The 13,376-nt window shown below is 65.1% G+C and carries 17 protein-coding genes; 9 read left to right on the top strand and 8 right to left on the bottom strand.

Annotated features, from left to right (window positions below; translation table 11 throughout):
• Nucleotides 1–235 precede the first annotated feature (235 nt).
• A complete protein-coding gene (locus AACG61_RS18060; protein ID WP_411839750.1) occupies nucleotides 236–742 on the bottom strand; it encodes a lysozyme inhibitor LprI family protein in 507 nt (168 codons plus the stop codon).
• Between the two features lie 345 nt (nucleotides 743–1,087).
• Here AACG61_RS18060 and AACG61_RS18055 point away from each other — a divergent pair, with 345 nt between their 5' ends.
• The gene (locus AACG61_RS18055; protein WP_411839749.1) at nucleotides 1,088–1,780 is read left to right on the top strand and encodes a hypothetical protein; all 693 of its coding nucleotides are present in this window, start codon (nucleotides 1,088–1,090) and stop codon (nucleotides 1,778–1,780) included.
• Nucleotides 1,781–1,828: 48 nt separating this feature from the next.
• On the opposite strand, the gene AACG61_RS18050 is transcribed toward AACG61_RS18055, so the two are convergent.
• Nucleotides 1,829–2,866 (bottom strand): hypothetical protein, encoded by a 1,038-nt coding sequence (locus AACG61_RS18050; protein ID WP_411839748.1) that lies wholly within the window; start codon nucleotides 2,864–2,866, stop codon nucleotides 1,829–1,831.
• A 310-nt stretch (nucleotides 2,867–3,176) separates the two neighbouring features.
• Here AACG61_RS18050 and AACG61_RS18045 point away from each other — a divergent pair, with 310 nt between their 5' ends.
• Genes AACG61_RS18045 through AACG61_RS18025 form a run of 5 tightly spaced genes read left to right on the top strand, consistent with a single transcriptional unit; the run spans nucleotide 3,177 to nucleotide 5,545 of the window.
• Nucleotides 3,177–3,527 carry a flagellar basal body rod protein FlgB gene (locus AACG61_RS18045; protein WP_411839747.1) on the top strand — a complete coding sequence of 117 codons (351 nt, stop codon included), beginning with the start codon at nucleotides 3,177–3,179 and terminating at the stop codon, nucleotides 3,525–3,527.
• Nucleotides 3,528–3,566: 39 nt separating this feature from the next.
• Nucleotides 3,567–3,980, top strand: coding sequence for a flagellar basal body rod protein FlgC (gene flgC, locus AACG61_RS18040; RefSeq protein WP_411839746.1), 414 nt, complete (start codon nucleotides 3,567–3,569; stop codon nucleotides 3,978–3,980).
• Nucleotide 3,981: 1 nt separating this feature from the next.
• On the top strand, nucleotides 3,982–4,290 hold the full coding sequence (locus tag AACG61_RS18035) for a flagellar hook-basal body complex protein FliE (RefSeq protein ID WP_411839745.1): 309 nt from the start codon (nucleotides 3,982–3,984) through the stop codon (nucleotides 4,288–4,290).
• Complete coding sequence (locus AACG61_RS18030) at nucleotides 4,290–4,559, top strand: flagellar biosynthetic protein FliQ (protein ID WP_411839744.1); 270 nt, start codon at nucleotides 4,290–4,292, stop codon at nucleotides 4,557–4,559. The genes AACG61_RS18035 and AACG61_RS18030 overlap by 1 nt, the downstream gene beginning before the upstream one ends.
• Nucleotides 4,559–5,545, top strand: a complete 987-nt coding sequence (locus tag AACG61_RS18025; RefSeq protein ID WP_411839743.1) for a lytic transglycosylase domain-containing protein — start codon at nucleotides 4,559–4,561, stop codon at nucleotides 5,543–5,545. Before AACG61_RS18030 ends, AACG61_RS18025 begins: the two co-directional genes overlap by 1 nt.
• Before the next feature lie 24 nt (nucleotides 5,546–5,569).
• Here AACG61_RS18025 and AACG61_RS18020 read toward each other — a convergent pair whose 3' ends face one another.
• Nucleotides 5,570–6,031, bottom strand: a complete 462-nt coding sequence (locus AACG61_RS18020) for a hypothetical protein (RefSeq protein WP_411839742.1) — start codon at nucleotides 6,029–6,031, stop codon at nucleotides 5,570–5,572.
• A 205-nt stretch (nucleotides 6,032–6,236) separates the two neighbouring features.
• Between AACG61_RS18020 and AACG61_RS18015 the strand changes: the two genes are divergently transcribed.
• Genes AACG61_RS18015 through AACG61_RS18005 form a run of 3 tightly spaced genes read left to right on the top strand, consistent with a single transcriptional unit; the run spans nucleotide 6,237 to nucleotide 10,250 of the window.
• Nucleotides 6,237–8,384 carry a flagellar biosynthesis protein FlhA gene (locus AACG61_RS18015; protein ID WP_411839741.1) on the top strand — a complete coding sequence of 716 codons (2,148 nt, stop codon included), beginning with the start codon at nucleotides 6,237–6,239 and terminating at the stop codon, nucleotides 8,382–8,384.
• A complete protein-coding gene (locus tag AACG61_RS18010) occupies nucleotides 8,381–9,127 on the top strand; it encodes a flagellar biosynthetic protein FliR (protein ID WP_411839740.1) in 747 nt (248 codons plus the stop codon). Before AACG61_RS18015 ends, AACG61_RS18010 begins: the two co-directional genes overlap by 4 nt.
• A gap of 1 nt (nucleotide 9,128) precedes the next feature.
• Nucleotides 9,129–10,250, top strand: a complete 1,122-nt coding sequence (locus AACG61_RS18005; RefSeq protein ID WP_411839739.1) for a flagellar biosynthesis protein FlhB — start codon at nucleotides 9,129–9,131, stop codon at nucleotides 10,248–10,250.
• Between the two features lie 127 nt (nucleotides 10,251–10,377).
• On the opposite strand, the gene AACG61_RS18000 is transcribed toward AACG61_RS18005, so the two are convergent.
• The 5 genes from AACG61_RS18000 to fliL form a co-directional block, all read right to left on the bottom strand.
• Nucleotides 10,378–10,797 carry a hypothetical protein gene (locus AACG61_RS18000; protein WP_411839738.1) on the bottom strand — a complete coding sequence of 140 codons (420 nt, stop codon included), beginning with the start codon at nucleotides 10,795–10,797 and terminating at the stop codon, nucleotides 10,378–10,380.
• Between the two features lie 104 nt (nucleotides 10,798–10,901).
• A complete protein-coding gene (locus AACG61_RS17995; RefSeq protein ID WP_411839737.1) occupies nucleotides 10,902–11,510 on the bottom strand; it encodes a MotE family protein in 609 nt (202 codons plus the stop codon).
• Complete coding sequence (locus AACG61_RS17990) at nucleotides 11,510–11,785, bottom strand: hypothetical protein (RefSeq protein ID WP_411839736.1); 276 nt, start codon at nucleotides 11,783–11,785, stop codon at nucleotides 11,510–11,512. Before AACG61_RS17990 ends, AACG61_RS17995 begins: the two co-directional genes overlap by 1 nt.
• A complete protein-coding gene (locus AACG61_RS17985; protein WP_411839735.1) occupies nucleotides 11,782–12,732 on the bottom strand; it encodes a flagellar motor switch protein FliM in 951 nt (316 codons plus the stop codon). The genes AACG61_RS17990 and AACG61_RS17985 overlap by 4 nt, the downstream gene beginning before the upstream one ends.
• A gap of 23 nt (nucleotides 12,733–12,755) precedes the next feature.
• Nucleotides 12,756–13,319, bottom strand: a complete 564-nt coding sequence (gene fliL, locus AACG61_RS17980; RefSeq protein WP_411839734.1) for a flagellar basal body-associated protein FliL — start codon at nucleotides 13,317–13,319, stop codon at nucleotides 12,756–12,758.
• Between the last annotated feature and the right edge of the window lie 57 nt (nucleotides 13,320–13,376).

Genomic DNA, 13,376 nt, shown 5'->3' with positions numbered 1-13,376 from the left:
ACGAGAACGCCAATCTCATATTCGCAACCTTTCCTGGAGCCTTGCTGAACATGACCGCCTCGGCGCGCGGCACGCTCGAGGCCCCGGGCCGCCACGTGGCCAAGACGGCCGGGCTGAACAGCTCGATCCTGGACGCGGCTCCGGCCGCGTTCCTGTGATCCACACAATGATGGCACAAACCCCTACCTAGCAACTGTATTGGTGGGGGGGTTCATGTCTTGGCATCAATCCCTGTTCAATAGCTACTGGCAATCTCGTGGAGTCTGGCCAGGCGTTCGGCTGACATGTTCACGTATGCCACACCGCCGGAATATGCCGCCATGCTACCACCGGAATACCGATCGACGGCAGCCTGACTATCTCGTGCCCTCATCCTGAGCCAGGCACGCTGCTCGTCGAGCAGCTCGGCAAAGTCTGCAGCGGGGGCATCTTTCCTGATCTCGGCCCAAACGATGTTCATCTCGGCGTCGATGATCTTCGAGGCCGCCGAGCTGCAGATTGAAAGACCTGCTGTGGTGTCGCCGCTCGGGCCGGTATCGACGCACTCGCTGAACACCGACTTGGCGCAAGCAAGGGCAGGCTCAAAACTTCCCCCAGCCTGCTCGAGGCATGGCCTCAGGCCGCCGGCCAGACGGCCTTCGGTGATCAGATAGTCGTCCGGGACCTGACGATCCTGTGCAATCGCTTCCTCCGAAAGGGCCGCAAAGAGGACTGTGAGCGCGACGGCGATCCCTGATTTCATTGCTAACCGATGACTCATGGTTTCTCCGGCATAGACAAGCATACGAAGGACTGTCTACGATCCCCCAGGCCTGAGCAAGTCTTTCCAAACGTCGAATGGTGTAACCTGTGCCACGGCATGATGCGAAAAATGTTGCATTATTCAAGTATCCGCTCTACCCAATTGCAGGCCGAGGTGGTATCTTGCTCCCACAGGCCGGGTCCGGCCTGGCGGCCTCGGGCGGAAGCCCATGCTAAACGGACCTGCACGACCAGATCGTCTGCACATCGATCCCATCCCAGGATCGCGCATGGCGGCAATGAGGCCAGCTACCGGATGGGCGCGATCCTCCCCAGGAGAAGATCAATGTCGATCGACATCACCAAGAAGACCATTACCGCCATGGCGAAATCCGTCACCGGCGACATGAAGCACACCCAGAAGCTCGATGCGTTTGCCAGGGTCCTCGGCTACAAGGACCAGACCGCCCTGATGGGCATGTTGAAGGCGCAGGACGCGGCAGCCGCGCCGCAGCCCGCCTCCGCCCCCACCTCCGAACTCGAGGTGCTGCATGGCGAGAAAGCCCTCGCCCGGCTCGTGGAGGCGGCCCTCATCCGTGCGCGCGACGGCTGGAACGAGGACGACTGGCGCAGCGACTGGCGCTACGAGGTCGACAATGGCGACACCAACCAGGGTTATTCCGGTTGGGGGGAATCCATGGTCGAGCAGCGCGGCGAGGACATCACGTCGGACATCATCAGCGCCATGGAGAGCCTGGTCGCCGGGCCTCGGGACGGCGAGACCGAAGAGGACGTTCAGAGGAAGGCGGCCGAGACCCTCGTCTGGGCAATGAGCCAGCTCACGGAGGCCGATGAGCCGGACTGCTTCAACGCTGATGCCAACGAGGCCATCATGTTCGTCATGGCCGCGCTGACCACGCCTCGCGAGCCGGCCTTTGCGGCACTGAATCAGGTGGCTGCCTCCTTCCTGGACCGCGTCGAGTTCGACCCCGCGCGCCAGAATCGCGACACCGATCCGAATGAAGGACCGCAGCCCTGATCCGAGCGGTGAAGGCGCGCCCCGCGGGGCGCACCTTCCTCGAGACGATCAGGCCGGCGACGGCGCTACCCCATCCGCGTCGGGCTCCTCGTCGAAGCCGAGCGGGGCATCCACCTCGATGGTGCCGTGATCGACCAGCTCATCGGGTGCATTCTCCTCGACGAACAGGGACGGCACGATCTCGTAATGGTCGAGATTCGCGATCGCGTAGTCGTCATGATACGCATCGAGCGCCCTTTCGAACGCCAGGGGGGCACTGATAGGCGCATCGCTGACCACCGTGTAGCGGAAGTGCCCGCCGATGGCGTCATCCCCGTCAGGATCCTGATCCTCCGGGTCCAGCTGGTCGCGACCAACGAGGCAGGAGACGGTGATCAGCACATCGTTGCGAACCGAGACCGGCGCGCCACGAAGTGCCTCGATGTCCACGTCGATCAGCCCGTCCGCGATCATGCTCTCCATCCCGCCGTGCGGGTCAGGCCGGTGCGCGGCCAGAAAGCGGATCACGTCCGCCTCGCGCAGCTCCACGGCAAAACCCGCATCCCCTCCGATGCGAGAAAGGGCTTCCAGGTGCGCGGACAGCTCCGCGACCTCATCCGGGCAGTTCGCCTGGGCATAGGCAAGAAGTCCGTCGCTCACGTAACCGGTATTGTAGTCCTCGACGATCAGCCCCCGGATCTCCTCGTTGTTCAGCGAGAGCAGCCAGGCACGCGCATCGACATCCGCCTGCATCTTGCCATCATCCGTGGTGATGCGGCCGAGGACGGGCGTGCCGGGCTGGAGATCCAGGCCGGGAGACGGGTCACCGAGAGCGAGAATGCGGCGCGACATCTCGGCGGTCGACACGGCGGAGCTGTCGCGGAGACGTGCGGCGAGCGACGCCGCCTCTTCAAGCGCGTTCCGCACGAGCCTTGCAGTATCGATCTCCTGCCGGGGCTCCTCGGCACGGGCGCGCTCCATGAGCGCCGCGCTGGTGGCGTAGCCGAGCGCCTTTGCGAAGGCATCGAGCTTCTGGGTGTGCTTCATGTCGCCGCTGACGGATTTCGCCAGCGCGGAAAGCGCGCGGTGGTTCAGGGTGATGGGCATGGTTCGTCTCCTGCCGCTTGCGACTTCCCGGAAGCTGTCCCCGTTGCGCCCTGCCGCAAGCATTGGTTCGAACCGTTGCTGTCGTTCAGAGAAGTCCAGAATGGGCCCGTTTGGCAGTATTGGGGACGCGAGGTTGGGCCCGACCCGAGAATTAAATCTATCATCAAACTGGCGGATTGCAATGCGAAAATGTGTCCAGAACCCATCGCTTGAAGGGGACCTTCCTGTTTTTTGGCTTCCACCAACCGTGCCGAGATGGTAACGTGCTTCTACTTTTCGCATACTTGGCCGTCGGAGAACCTGGCAGATCATGGACATATTCGACAAGGGCTGGATGGGTCTTGCCTCTGAGAAGATGCGATGGGCCGAAGCCCGCCAGGCCCAGATCTCCCGGAACATGGCCAATGCGGACACGCCGGACTTCGTCGGCCGCGACGTGGTCTCCTTCGAGGATCACCTGAGGAACCGGATGCACGATCCGGCAACCGCGGTCCGCAGCGAGGAGGCCTCGAGCAGCTGGGGCGGCAGCTTCGACGGAAACCAGGTGGTGCTCGAGGAACAGCAGTTCCTGGCCAACAGCACCGAGAGCGAGCACCGGCTCGCCAGCGAGCTCTACAAGAAGGCGCATGGCCTCCTTGGCATCGCGATATCCAGCAACTAACCGGCCACGGGCCAGACCTACGAATTGGATTGGACAGACATGGACGACCTGGCAGCCATCGGCGTGACCGCCGGCTCCGCAATGCGTGCGCAATCCCTGCGCATGCGGGTGATTTCCGAGAACATGGCGAATGCCCAGACCACCGGCACCACGCCGGGAGCGGACCCCTACCGTCGCAAGACGGTCGACTTCGCCGCCGCGGTCGATGCGGCCTCAGGGGCCGAAACGGTGGCGGTCGAGGGCATCGGCGAGGACCCGAGCCAGTTCGGGATGAAATACGAGCCCGGCCACCCGGCGGCGGACGTGGCCGGGTATGTGAAGACACCGAATGTCAATGCGATGGTGGAGCTGGCCAACATGCGCGAGGCCTCCCGCTCCTACGAGGCCAACCTGAACATGGTCGAGGCCGGCCGCCGCATGAAATCCCAACTCCTGAGCATGATGGGCAACTGAGATGAACGACAATGCAATGTCCATCGGCGGCGTCGCCGGCGCCTACCGTGCCGCGAGCCTGATCCCCGGCTCCGCCACCCCCGCCGCCGGCGGCCCGAGCTTCGCGGACATGCTGGAGAGGGTGACCTCGGAGGCGATGGAGACGGTGCGCGCCGGCGATGCGGCGGCCTCCGCCGGCATTCGTGGCGAGCTGCCCATGCAGGACGTCATCCAGGCCACCATGGAGATGGAAACCACGCTGAAGACCGCCGTCGCGGTGCGCGACAAGCTGGTCGAGGCCTATCAGGAAGTCCTTCGGATGGCGGTGTGATGGAGGCGGCTGACGTCTATCAGCTGCTGTCCTCCGCGATCTGGTCGATCCTGATCGGCTCGGGGCCGGTCCTGCTTGCCGCCCTGGGAACAGGGCTGGCCATCGCGCTCTTTCAGGCGCTGACCTCCGTGCAGGAGATGACCCTGACCTTCGTGCCGAAGGTCCTGGTGATCCTGCTGGCGCTGCTGGCCTCCCTGCCGCTCATCTACGCAACCCTGATCGGGCTGAGCGACCAGGTCTTCGCCCTGATCATGCAGGACGGCTTCTGATGCGCGGCACGCTCACCGCGGTCATCCTGTCGCTCATCCCGGCCACGCTCGCGGCCGAGCCCTTCAAGGGGCTCTATGCCTTCAATGAGCCCTATGTCCGCACTCTGGGGCGGCAGGCTGCCGAACCCGCCTCGCCCCCACAGGTGAGCCCGGACCGGGCGGACAGGATGACTGCTGCGCTGCTCGCGGGCGGCATTCCCTCTCTGGGAGAGGCGCTGCCGTCACTCAGCGCGGACACCCTGCCCGAGGACCTGGCCGGTCTTGCGGCCGCGGTGTCGCCCCCCCCGGCCGCGCGCAGCGAGGATCTGGACGCCTGCATGCTGGCCATCGGCGCGGCGGAGGCCCGTTACGGCATACCGGCGAACCTCCTTCTGGCCATCGGACTGCAGGAGGCCGGGACCCGGCGCGAGGGCCAGGTCACGATCTGGCCCTGGTCCGTCAATTCAGGCGGCAAGGGCTACATCTTCGAAAGCCGCGAGGACGCGGTCCGCTTCGTGAAATCCGAAGAGGCGCGCGGCGCCGCGTCGATCGACACCGGCTGCCTGCAGATCAACCGCCGCTGGCATCCGGATGCCTTCGGATCGATCGAGGCCTCCTTCGATCCGGCCCGCAACGCCGATTACGCGGCCCGCTTCCTATCGGAGCTGCAGGCGGAAAGCGGAGACTGGATGGTTGCGGCCGGCAACTACCACTCGAAGGATCCGGAGCGGCACAGCCGCTACCTGTCCGGGGTGCAGACCAATCTCGAGATGGCCGCCACCCTCGGCGGCCGCATCGCCAGCGCAGGCCTGGAGGCCAGCAGCGACGAATTCGACCGTCTCGCGGCCAGCCTCACCGGCGAGGGCGCCCCGGCGATGGAGCAGTTCGAGCGCCACGGCTTCGGCTGGGGAACGATCGAGGCTGACGGTGTGACCGGAAACATGTCGATCTATTCGGCGCGGCCGATCGAGCCGGTCCTGTCGAACCTGGCGAGCTTTCCGGGCTGAGGCCCGACCGCGGAGCGACGGGCTTCAAAATCCCGGTTCGGGCTCGGGACGGTGGGCGAGCCGGGCCTCCCAGTCGCGATGGAGCGCAATGGCCTCCGCATTCTGGCGGTTCAGGATGGCCATGTCGTCGGCGACCTCCCGGCCGGTGACGGAATGGGCCGGCGGCTTCGGCGGCAGCCCCCAGACCTCCCGCGCGATCTCCTCGGCACGGAACTTGGCGACCTTCTCGCAGGAAGCGATGGACCCGTATCCGGCAGAGATGCGCCAGACCTGATGGTCGAGCTCCCCGATCTGCACGGTCCGGCCTTCCGCGTCCCGGTTCCAGATCTGCCTCGGTCCGGCCTCGAGCCAGATGTCGGCGCGCTGGCGGCCGAACTTCGCGGACAGGACGACCGTGCCCTCCGGCAGGTTGAGCCCGTGATCCGTGCGGGGTCGGAAGGTGGTGTCGAGCGGCCCATCGGCCAGGTCAGGGCATTCAGTGGTCATCGGTGGGTGTCCGGCAATGGCATGGGCTGGACCGACGATAATGCGACTATCGGAAAAACCGAAACAATCATGAGCTCCCCTGTGGCTTTTGCGCTTTAGGGCCCCTGTCCGATCTGCTATCTATATACGGATTTTCGCATACCCGACGCGACGAACCTGATCTCTCCTCGTGCGGGGCACAAGGACCATTACCGCGGATTAGCTCATGTCCTCCAGAAGAAATGCCCTCGTCGATCGCCTTGCCGGCCCTCTGAGCGGCCTCAGCCGCCACCCGGATATCGCCTTCGCGGTGTGCATCTGCGCGATCCTGGCCGTCCTCTTCGTGCCGCTGCCGCCGATCCTGCTGGATCTGGGGCTCGCGCTCAGTTTCGCGGTGTCGATCATGATCCTCATGGTCGCGCTCTGGATCCGCAAGCCCCTCGAGTTCAACTCCTTCCCGACGCTGCTCCTGGTCGTCACCATCATGCGTTTGGCGCTGGGCGTCGCCTCGACCCGCCTCATCCTGGCGGAGGGGCATACCGGGACGGACGCGGCCGGCAACGTGATCGCGGGCATCGCGAGCTTCGTCGTGGGGGGCGACTACGTGATCGGCGCCATCATCTTCGCGATCCTGATCGTCATCAACTTCATCGTCATCACCAAGGGCTCGACCCGGATCGCGGAGGTCTCCGCGCGCTTCTCGCTGGATGCCATGCCCGGCAAGCAGATGGCGATCGATGCCGACCTCAGCGCGGGCCTGATCGACGAGTCCGAGAAGCGCAAGCGTCAGAAGGAGGTCGAGGCGGAGGCCGGTTTCTTCGGTGCCATGGACGGCGCGGCCAAGTTCGTGCGCGGCGATGCGGTCGCGGCGCTGATCATCATCGGCGTGAACATCGTCGGTGGCATCCTGATTGCCGTGGCATTCCGCGGAATGCCATTCATGGACGCGGTCTCCACCTATACGATCCTGACCATCGGCGATGGTCTCGTCTCCCAGATCCCGGCTTTGATCGTCTCGATCGCGGCCGGTCTCGTGGTCGCCAAGGGCAACATGGATGGCTCGGCGAGCGAGATCATCGGCACCCAGATGACCGCCGGTTCGAAGCCGCTGATCATGACCGCGGCGCTGGTCTTCTTCCTGGGCCTCCTTCCCGGATTCCCGTTCCTGATCTTCACGCTCGTGGCCCTGTCCGTGTTGACGCTGGCGGCGCTTTCCGATCACGGCCGCCGGAAGGCCGAGGATGAGAAGCGCCGTCAGGAACAGCACCGCAAGGCGTCCGAGAACCATGCGGACGCGAGCGAGGCCGCCAAGCCCCGCTTCGACACGATCCAGCTCGACCTCGGCTCAGGCCTGGTCATGATGGTGAACGAGCAGGACGCGGCCCTGCCCGAAAAGGTGCGCAACCTCCGCAACGTCTTCCTGAAGGAATACGGCTTCCTGCTGCCCGCAGTCCGGATCTCGGACGTCTCCAGCTTCGCGGCGGACCGTTACGCGATCCGCATTCAGGGCGTCGAGGTCGCGGGCGGAGAGATCCAGGTGGGATCTCGCCTCGTGCTCGATCCCGGCGCAGAGCTCGGCGCGGCGGCCGGCAAGCGGGTCCAGGAGCCGGCATTCGGCCTGCCCGCGATCTGGGTGACCTCCTCGAAGGCTGCCGATTACGAGCGCCGCGGCTATACGGCGGTGAACGATGACGACGTGGTCATCACGCATCTCATCGAGGTCATCAAGGACAACATGCCGGAGCTGATGACCTATGCCAGCGTCAACGAGCTCATCGAGGGGCTCGACAAGGATTACCAGAAGCTGCTCGGCGACATTCCGGGCGCCTCCCCGAAGATCCTGCTGCAGCATGTCCTCCAGAACCTGCTGCGAGAGCGGGTCTCGATCCGAAACCTGCCCCGCATCGTGGAGGCCATGGCGGATGCGGGCGGCTCCACCAAGAGCCTGACCCTGATCACCGAGCAGGTCCGCCGCGCGCTCTCGGCGCAGATCTCCAAGGAAGCGGAGGTGGTGCGTCCGGGTGCGAATGCCCATAATCACGACGCGAAATCCCGCTACATCCCCGTGATGACCCTGGCGCCCAAATGGGAGGCGGAGTTCGCACGCTGCGTCACGATCAGCGCGAATGGAGACTTCAACTGTCCCATGGACCCGGAAAAGGTCCAGGAGTTCGTGCTGGCCTGCAAGGTGGCCGCCGGCAGGTTCGCGGCCAAGGACGAATGGCCGGCGATCCTCGTGAACGCCAACTACCGTCCGATCGTCCGGGCCATGCTGGAGCGGGTGGCCCCGATGACCGCGGTGCTCGCCTATCCGGAGATCAGCCGCAACAGTGCGACCCGCACCATGGCGGTGATCGGGGATGCGGCCGCATGATCCCGGACTTCTCCATGGAGATCCAGGCGTTCTTCGTGGTCTTCGCTCGCATCGGCACCTTCATCATCATGATGCCGGCGCTGGGCGAAACCCGTTACCCGGCCCGCGTGCGTGTCGCGCTCGCGATCATGATATCCCTGCTCGCGACCCCGCTGTCGGGGGGGCAGACGATCGTGGCACACCCGGCGCTGCTGGTGCCGGTCCTGGGCCTGGAGGTGGCTGTGGGCCTATTCTTCGCGCTGGCCATGCGGGTGATCCTCTCGGCGGTGCAGATTTTCGGGGGCAAGTTCGGATTCTATGCCGGCCTCTCGAACTCGTTTGCGCCCAATGACGGCGTCACGGAGGGCGGCAGTTCCGTGGCGGCCATGATCCATATGGGGCTGATCGCCGTGATCCTGGCAACCAACACCCATCACGTGATGATCATCGGCGCGGTGCGCTCATACGGCCTGATCCCGGTGGGTTCCGCGGGTTTCTTCGACATCTCCGAGCAGCTGGCCCGGCTCGGCGCCAACGCGTTCTGGATGGCCACCATGATCGGAGCCCCCTTCATGATCTACTCGGTCCTGGCCAACATGGCGCTCGGGATCGCCAACAAGGTGATGCCCTCCCTGCAGGTCTTCTTCGTGGCCGGCCCGGCGCTGATCCTCATCGGCTTTCTGGTCCTGGCCTTCGTCTTCCCGAGCCTGATCGAGGCGGTGCGCGCCGATCTCGCCGGCTGGGCGCTCAACCCGGTGCGCTGAGATGGCCGAGGAGGAGGACAAGGACAGCAAGACCCACGATGCTTCCGAACAGAAGATCCGCAAGGCTCGCGAGAAGGGCGATGTTCCGATCAGCAAGGAGATCGGCCATGTGGCGGCCCTGATCAGCTTCTCCTTCATCACCGCGCTCATCCTGGGCAAGGCCCTGCCCGGCCTCGGCGACGCGCTGGGACAGCTCTTCCTGGCCCCGCAGCTCGGCGTGATCGGCGGCGGCATGGAGGGCGTATCCGACCTGATGATGCTCATGGGCGCGCCGCTCATCCAGGCCGGAACGTTCTTCGCGCTGTGCCTTGCCGTGATGGGCGCCGGCGCGGTGGTCTCCGCCGCCCTCCAGGGCCCTTTCGTGGTGAGCATCGAGCGCATCACGCCCAAGGGGCACAAGCTGAGCCCGCTGAAGGGGATCAAGAAGATCCTCGGCAAGGAGAACCTGGTCGAGTTCACCAAGAATCTGGTCAAGCTCACCCTGATCGTTTGCCTGTCGCTCTGGATCGTCTGGGGACGGCTGGACGGCATGCTGCCCGGCGGCGAGGTGCTCCCCGAAACCATTCCGGCCCTTCTGCGCCATGACGCGCTGATGATCCTGCTGGCGATCTGCCTCATCACGATCCCTGTCGCGGTCTTCGACAACATCTGGAAACGGATGTCCTTCGCCAAGAAGCAGCGGATGACCCAGAAGGAGCTGAAGGACGAGCACAAGCAGTCCGAGGGCGATCCGATGGTCAAGGCCAGGCGCATGCAGCTGGCACGCCGACGCATCGGTCGGCCGATCCGCAAGGCGGTTCCGGAGGCCACGATCATCATCACCAACCCGACCCATTACGCGGTGGCGCTGCGCTACGAGCGCGGCGTGGACATGGCGCCCGTCTGCGTGGCCAAGGGCACCGACCTCCTCGCCGCGAGGATCCGCGAGATCGCACATGAGCATCAGATCCCGGTGATGGAGAACCGGCCGCTCGCCCGAGCGCTCCATGCCGGCGCCGAGCTCGACCAGCCCATTCCGGAGGAGCACTGGCCGCTGGTCGCGGACCTGATCGGCTACATCATGGCGTTGCGCCAGCGCATCCGCAGGCCGTTGCCGCCGGAGACGGTGCTGCGCGACGATTGATGGCTGCTGCGTGAGCGCACCATGGGGCCACGGGCACGCCCCATGGTGATCCGGACGTGGCATTCGGCTCGTCTGCGCCCATGAAAAACCCGGCCTGGCGCCGGGTTCCTTCATCCGAAAGGTGATTTCAATCGGCAGACGGGCCTTCCTCATGCTCGTAGCGCGTCTGCCAATCCTCGATGATCATCGCAGCATCAGAGCAATCCACGTCGGACATCAGCCCGATCTGGACATATGCCGCGCCACCCCGTGATGCGGCCTCCGTGAAGACCATTGATGCCCATCCCTGGAGTTCATGGTCTTCGAGAATATCCGCAAGATCCTGGAGGCCATCGGAGCGTTCGCGCACTGCCTTCGCGCCTTCCCACAACGAGGCGCGGAGCGTCTCGCTGGCAGATGCGTCCATCAGCTCCAGCGTGCCGTCGAAGAGCCCGCTGTCGGCATGAAGCATCAGCGTCCAGGTCGCCTGAGCGACCGCATCGGCCAGCGCCCGGTCAGAGGTGATGGACACGGTGTCGCTGGTGATCGTTTCGATGGGGGTTGCCATGGGTAAGACCTTTCGTGAGTCCTCTCACGAACTACCGCAGGGCTTCGAAAATCCGAAGCCCGAACGATGTTCGCAGAATGGAGATCTGCCGGGTTGATCGGACTTCAGTCGATGCGCACAGACACCAGGTTCTGGTCCCCCGGCAGCTTCGAGCGCTCGAAGATGATCTTCGAGATGGCCTGGGCCCGGACCGGCCGCATGTTGGCCATGACGGGGCCGGCATTCTTCTCCGGCATGGCGGCGAGGACCAGTGTCGAGACCTCGAGATCCATGCTGTCGAGGATCGCCCCGGCCTGCTGCGGCTTCATGGCCTCGTAGATGCGGACAAGCCGGGTGATGTCGGCCACGTGCTGATCGTCCGCGGTCTTCAGCGTGTCGCGGAGACGGGCTTCGAGACGCTCGAGCTCCTCGACCTGGCGATCGAGCGCGATCCCGGCAAGCCCGATGCGGGCCTCCTTTTCGTCGAGCTCGAGCGCGCGCGCGTCCAGCGCATCTCGCTCCAGGTCGATGGCCACAAGGATCTCGGGATCGAAGCTCGGAAGGGATGCAGGTTCCGCGCCCTCCGCCGGCGCCGCGTCCTGCGCCCCGGCCCTGCGGTCCCAGATGCCGATCTCGCCCCAGGCGAAATCGGTCGGCATGGCCCTGGCGGTCGCCAGGCCGCCCATGGCGATGGCGCCGGCGACCATCACGGTGCGGAAACCGAAGAGGGACATCAGCGACCCCCGAAGAAGCGTTCGGTGAGGTCCGGGCCGCCGGTGCCGGTCCGGCGCTGCAGCTCGATGACCTCCGCGGAGACCGGGACCGGCCCGCCACTGATGGCGCGGGCCCGCACCATGACCTCCTCGGCGCGATCGATGGCACGGGCCGCATCGGCGAGGGCCGGGCCGATGGCCTCGAGCTGGTGTCGCAAGGCGGAGAGCTTGCGATGGATCACCACGCAGTAGCCCAGCAGGACGAGCGGAATGGCGATGAGGGCCATGTCGATCATGCCCGGTCCTCCGTGGAAAAGCCGGCGGAGAACCCGCTCACGGGCTCCGTCCGGGCGGTGCTGACCATCGCCTCGCGCTCGATCTTGACCGCGTAGCGGTCGTCGTCGCATCGGCCGCCCGCCCCATACATGATCTCGGTCCCGGCACAGAGCAGTCGCACCTCCGGCAGATCCCGGATGCCCAGGTCGATGATCTGTCCCGGACGCAGGCTCAGCGCGTCGTTCATGCTCACCTTGGTCTGGCAGGCAATCGCCACCAGGTCGACATGACTTTCGACGATGTTGCGCCGGATATGCTCGCGCCAGGTGATGTCGCCGAGCTTCTCACCGAGAAACATCTTCGACATCGGCCCGCGGACCGGCTCGAGCGTGGCCATCGGGATCAGAACGGAGACCTTTCCGGACACCCCGCCGATGGTCACGTTCATCGGGCAGCAGGCGACCGGCGCATTCGCGGGCTGCGATGCGGTCGCCTGCCGGACGACCTCGACAGTATCCACCGAGAGACGGACCGGCGCGATGCGGCTGAAGTTCTCCGCGACCACATCAATGACGACCTCGGCGAACTTGCGCGCCATGCGCCGCTCGATCTGGGTCGGCTGCCGGACCGGCTGGACGGCCGCACCGGGCGTGCCGCCCATCTGCGTCTCGATCCCCGCAAACAGGACGGACGGATCGATGCACACGAAGATCTTGCCGTTCCACGGCGCGGCATCGGCGCTGACGCACACCCCGAAGGACGGCAGATGCGTGATGATGCGCGACCAGGTGTCGTAGCTCACCGCATCCGACTCGGCCTCGATGTAGAGGCCCATGCGGGACTTGAAGGCGGCCAAGGTGTCGAGCGGGATGCGCTCGAAGAACACGTCGAGCATCGGGAACTTCTGGATCCCCGAGGATGATTTCTCGATGATCTCCGCTTCGGGAGACAGCGCTTCTGCGGTCATGATGCTTCCGGTTGTCAGGGTGTTCACTGCAGGATGTATTCCTGGAGAAGGACGGCGCTGGGAGCGTCGTTGCCGGCCACAAGGCGCGCGCGGCGCAGCAGTTCGCTGCGCACGACGGACATCCCGGCGCTCCCGGTCACCTCGACCTCGCTGACATTGGCGAGATAGTCGATGAAGGCGTCGCGGAAATGGCTCTTTCGGGACGCGATGGCGGATTCGTCGACTGTCTCACCATCGGTGGCGTGCGTGACATATTCCAGCACCGGGTCGATGACCAGGTGGCTGACCTTCGAGCCATTCGCACCCGGGCGGACATTGACGATGATCCGTCCGATCTCGAGCTCATGGCGGACCGGTGCTGCCGCCTCCGCATGGCCGCTCACCGGGCCATCGCCGGTCGACGCCGTCACGTATTGCGCCGCACCGCCTGCACCGAGCATCACCACCGCCGTGCCGATGAGCATCAGGAAGCCAAAGCGCCGCTTCGGCCGCTTCGTGCCGCTGTCATTGGTAATGTCGGTCATGTCGCCCTTGTCGGAAATCGGATTCGTCTTTTCTGGCACGCATCCGGAGGTGGGCTCTTCCATTCCCCGGACGCGTCAGCTAGGATCATTATGCGAAATTACAACGATTATCCATGCGTT

Source organism: Paracoccus sp. ME4 (assembly GCF_046736325.1).
In the GTDB taxonomy this organism is placed as follows: Bacteria; Pseudomonadota; Alphaproteobacteria; order Rhodobacterales; family Rhodobacteraceae; genus Paracoccus.
This window is presented reverse-complemented; position numbering and strand designations above follow the sequence as displayed.

Bases quoted from the DNA above. Each gene is read 5' to 3' on its own strand.
- fliL (WP_411839734.1), bottom strand. From the start codon at position 13,319: ATGGAAGAGCCCACCTCCGGATGCGTGCCAGAAAAGACGAATCCGATT.
- AACG61_RS18055 (WP_411839749.1), top strand. From the start codon at position 1,088: ATGTCGATCGACATCACCAAGAAGACCATTACCGCCATGGCGAAATCC.
- AACG61_RS18020 (WP_411839742.1), bottom strand. From the start codon at position 6,031: ATGACCACTGAATGCCCTGACCTGGCCGATGGGCCGCTCGACACCACC.
- AACG61_RS18025 (WP_411839743.1), top strand. From the start codon at position 4,559: ATGCGCGGCACGCTCACCGCGGTCATCCTGTCGCTCATCCCGGCCACG.
- AACG61_RS18045 (WP_411839747.1), top strand. From the start codon at position 3,177: ATGGACATATTCGACAAGGGCTGGATGGGTCTTGCCTCTGAGAAGATG.
- AACG61_RS18010 (WP_411839740.1), top strand. From the start codon at position 8,381: ATGATCCCGGACTTCTCCATGGAGATCCAGGCGTTCTTCGTGGTCTTC.
- AACG61_RS18005 (WP_411839739.1), top strand. From the start codon at position 9,129: ATGGCCGAGGAGGAGGACAAGGACAGCAAGACCCACGATGCTTCCGAA.
- AACG61_RS17985 (WP_411839735.1), bottom strand. From the start codon at position 12,732: ATGACCGCAGAAGCGCTGTCTCCCGAAGCGGAGATCATCGAGAAATCA.
- flgC (WP_411839746.1), top strand. From the start codon at position 3,567: ATGGACGACCTGGCAGCCATCGGCGTGACCGCCGGCTCCGCAATGCGT.
- AACG61_RS17995 (WP_411839737.1), bottom strand. From the start codon at position 11,510: ATGTCCCTCTTCGGTTTCCGCACCGTGATGGTCGCCGGCGCCATCGCC.
- AACG61_RS18030 (WP_411839744.1), top strand. From the start codon at position 4,290: ATGGAGGCGGCTGACGTCTATCAGCTGCTGTCCTCCGCGATCTGGTCG.
- AACG61_RS18050 (WP_411839748.1), bottom strand. From the start codon at position 2,866: ATGCCCATCACCCTGAACCACCGCGCGCTTTCCGCGCTGGCGAAATCC.
- AACG61_RS18035 (WP_411839745.1), top strand. From the start codon at position 3,982: ATGAACGACAATGCAATGTCCATCGGCGGCGTCGCCGGCGCCTACCGT.
- AACG61_RS17990 (WP_411839736.1), bottom strand. From the start codon at position 11,785: ATGATCGACATGGCCCTCATCGCCATTCCGCTCGTCCTGCTGGGCTAC.
- AACG61_RS18000 (WP_411839738.1), bottom strand. From the start codon at position 10,797: ATGGCAACCCCCATCGAAACGATCACCAGCGACACCGTGTCCATCACC.
- AACG61_RS18060 (WP_411839750.1), bottom strand. From the start codon at position 742: ATGAAATCAGGGATCGCCGTCGCGCTCACAGTCCTCTTTGCGGCCCTT.
- AACG61_RS18015 (WP_411839741.1), top strand. From the start codon at position 6,237: ATGTCCTCCAGAAGAAATGCCCTCGTCGATCGCCTTGCCGGCCCTCTG.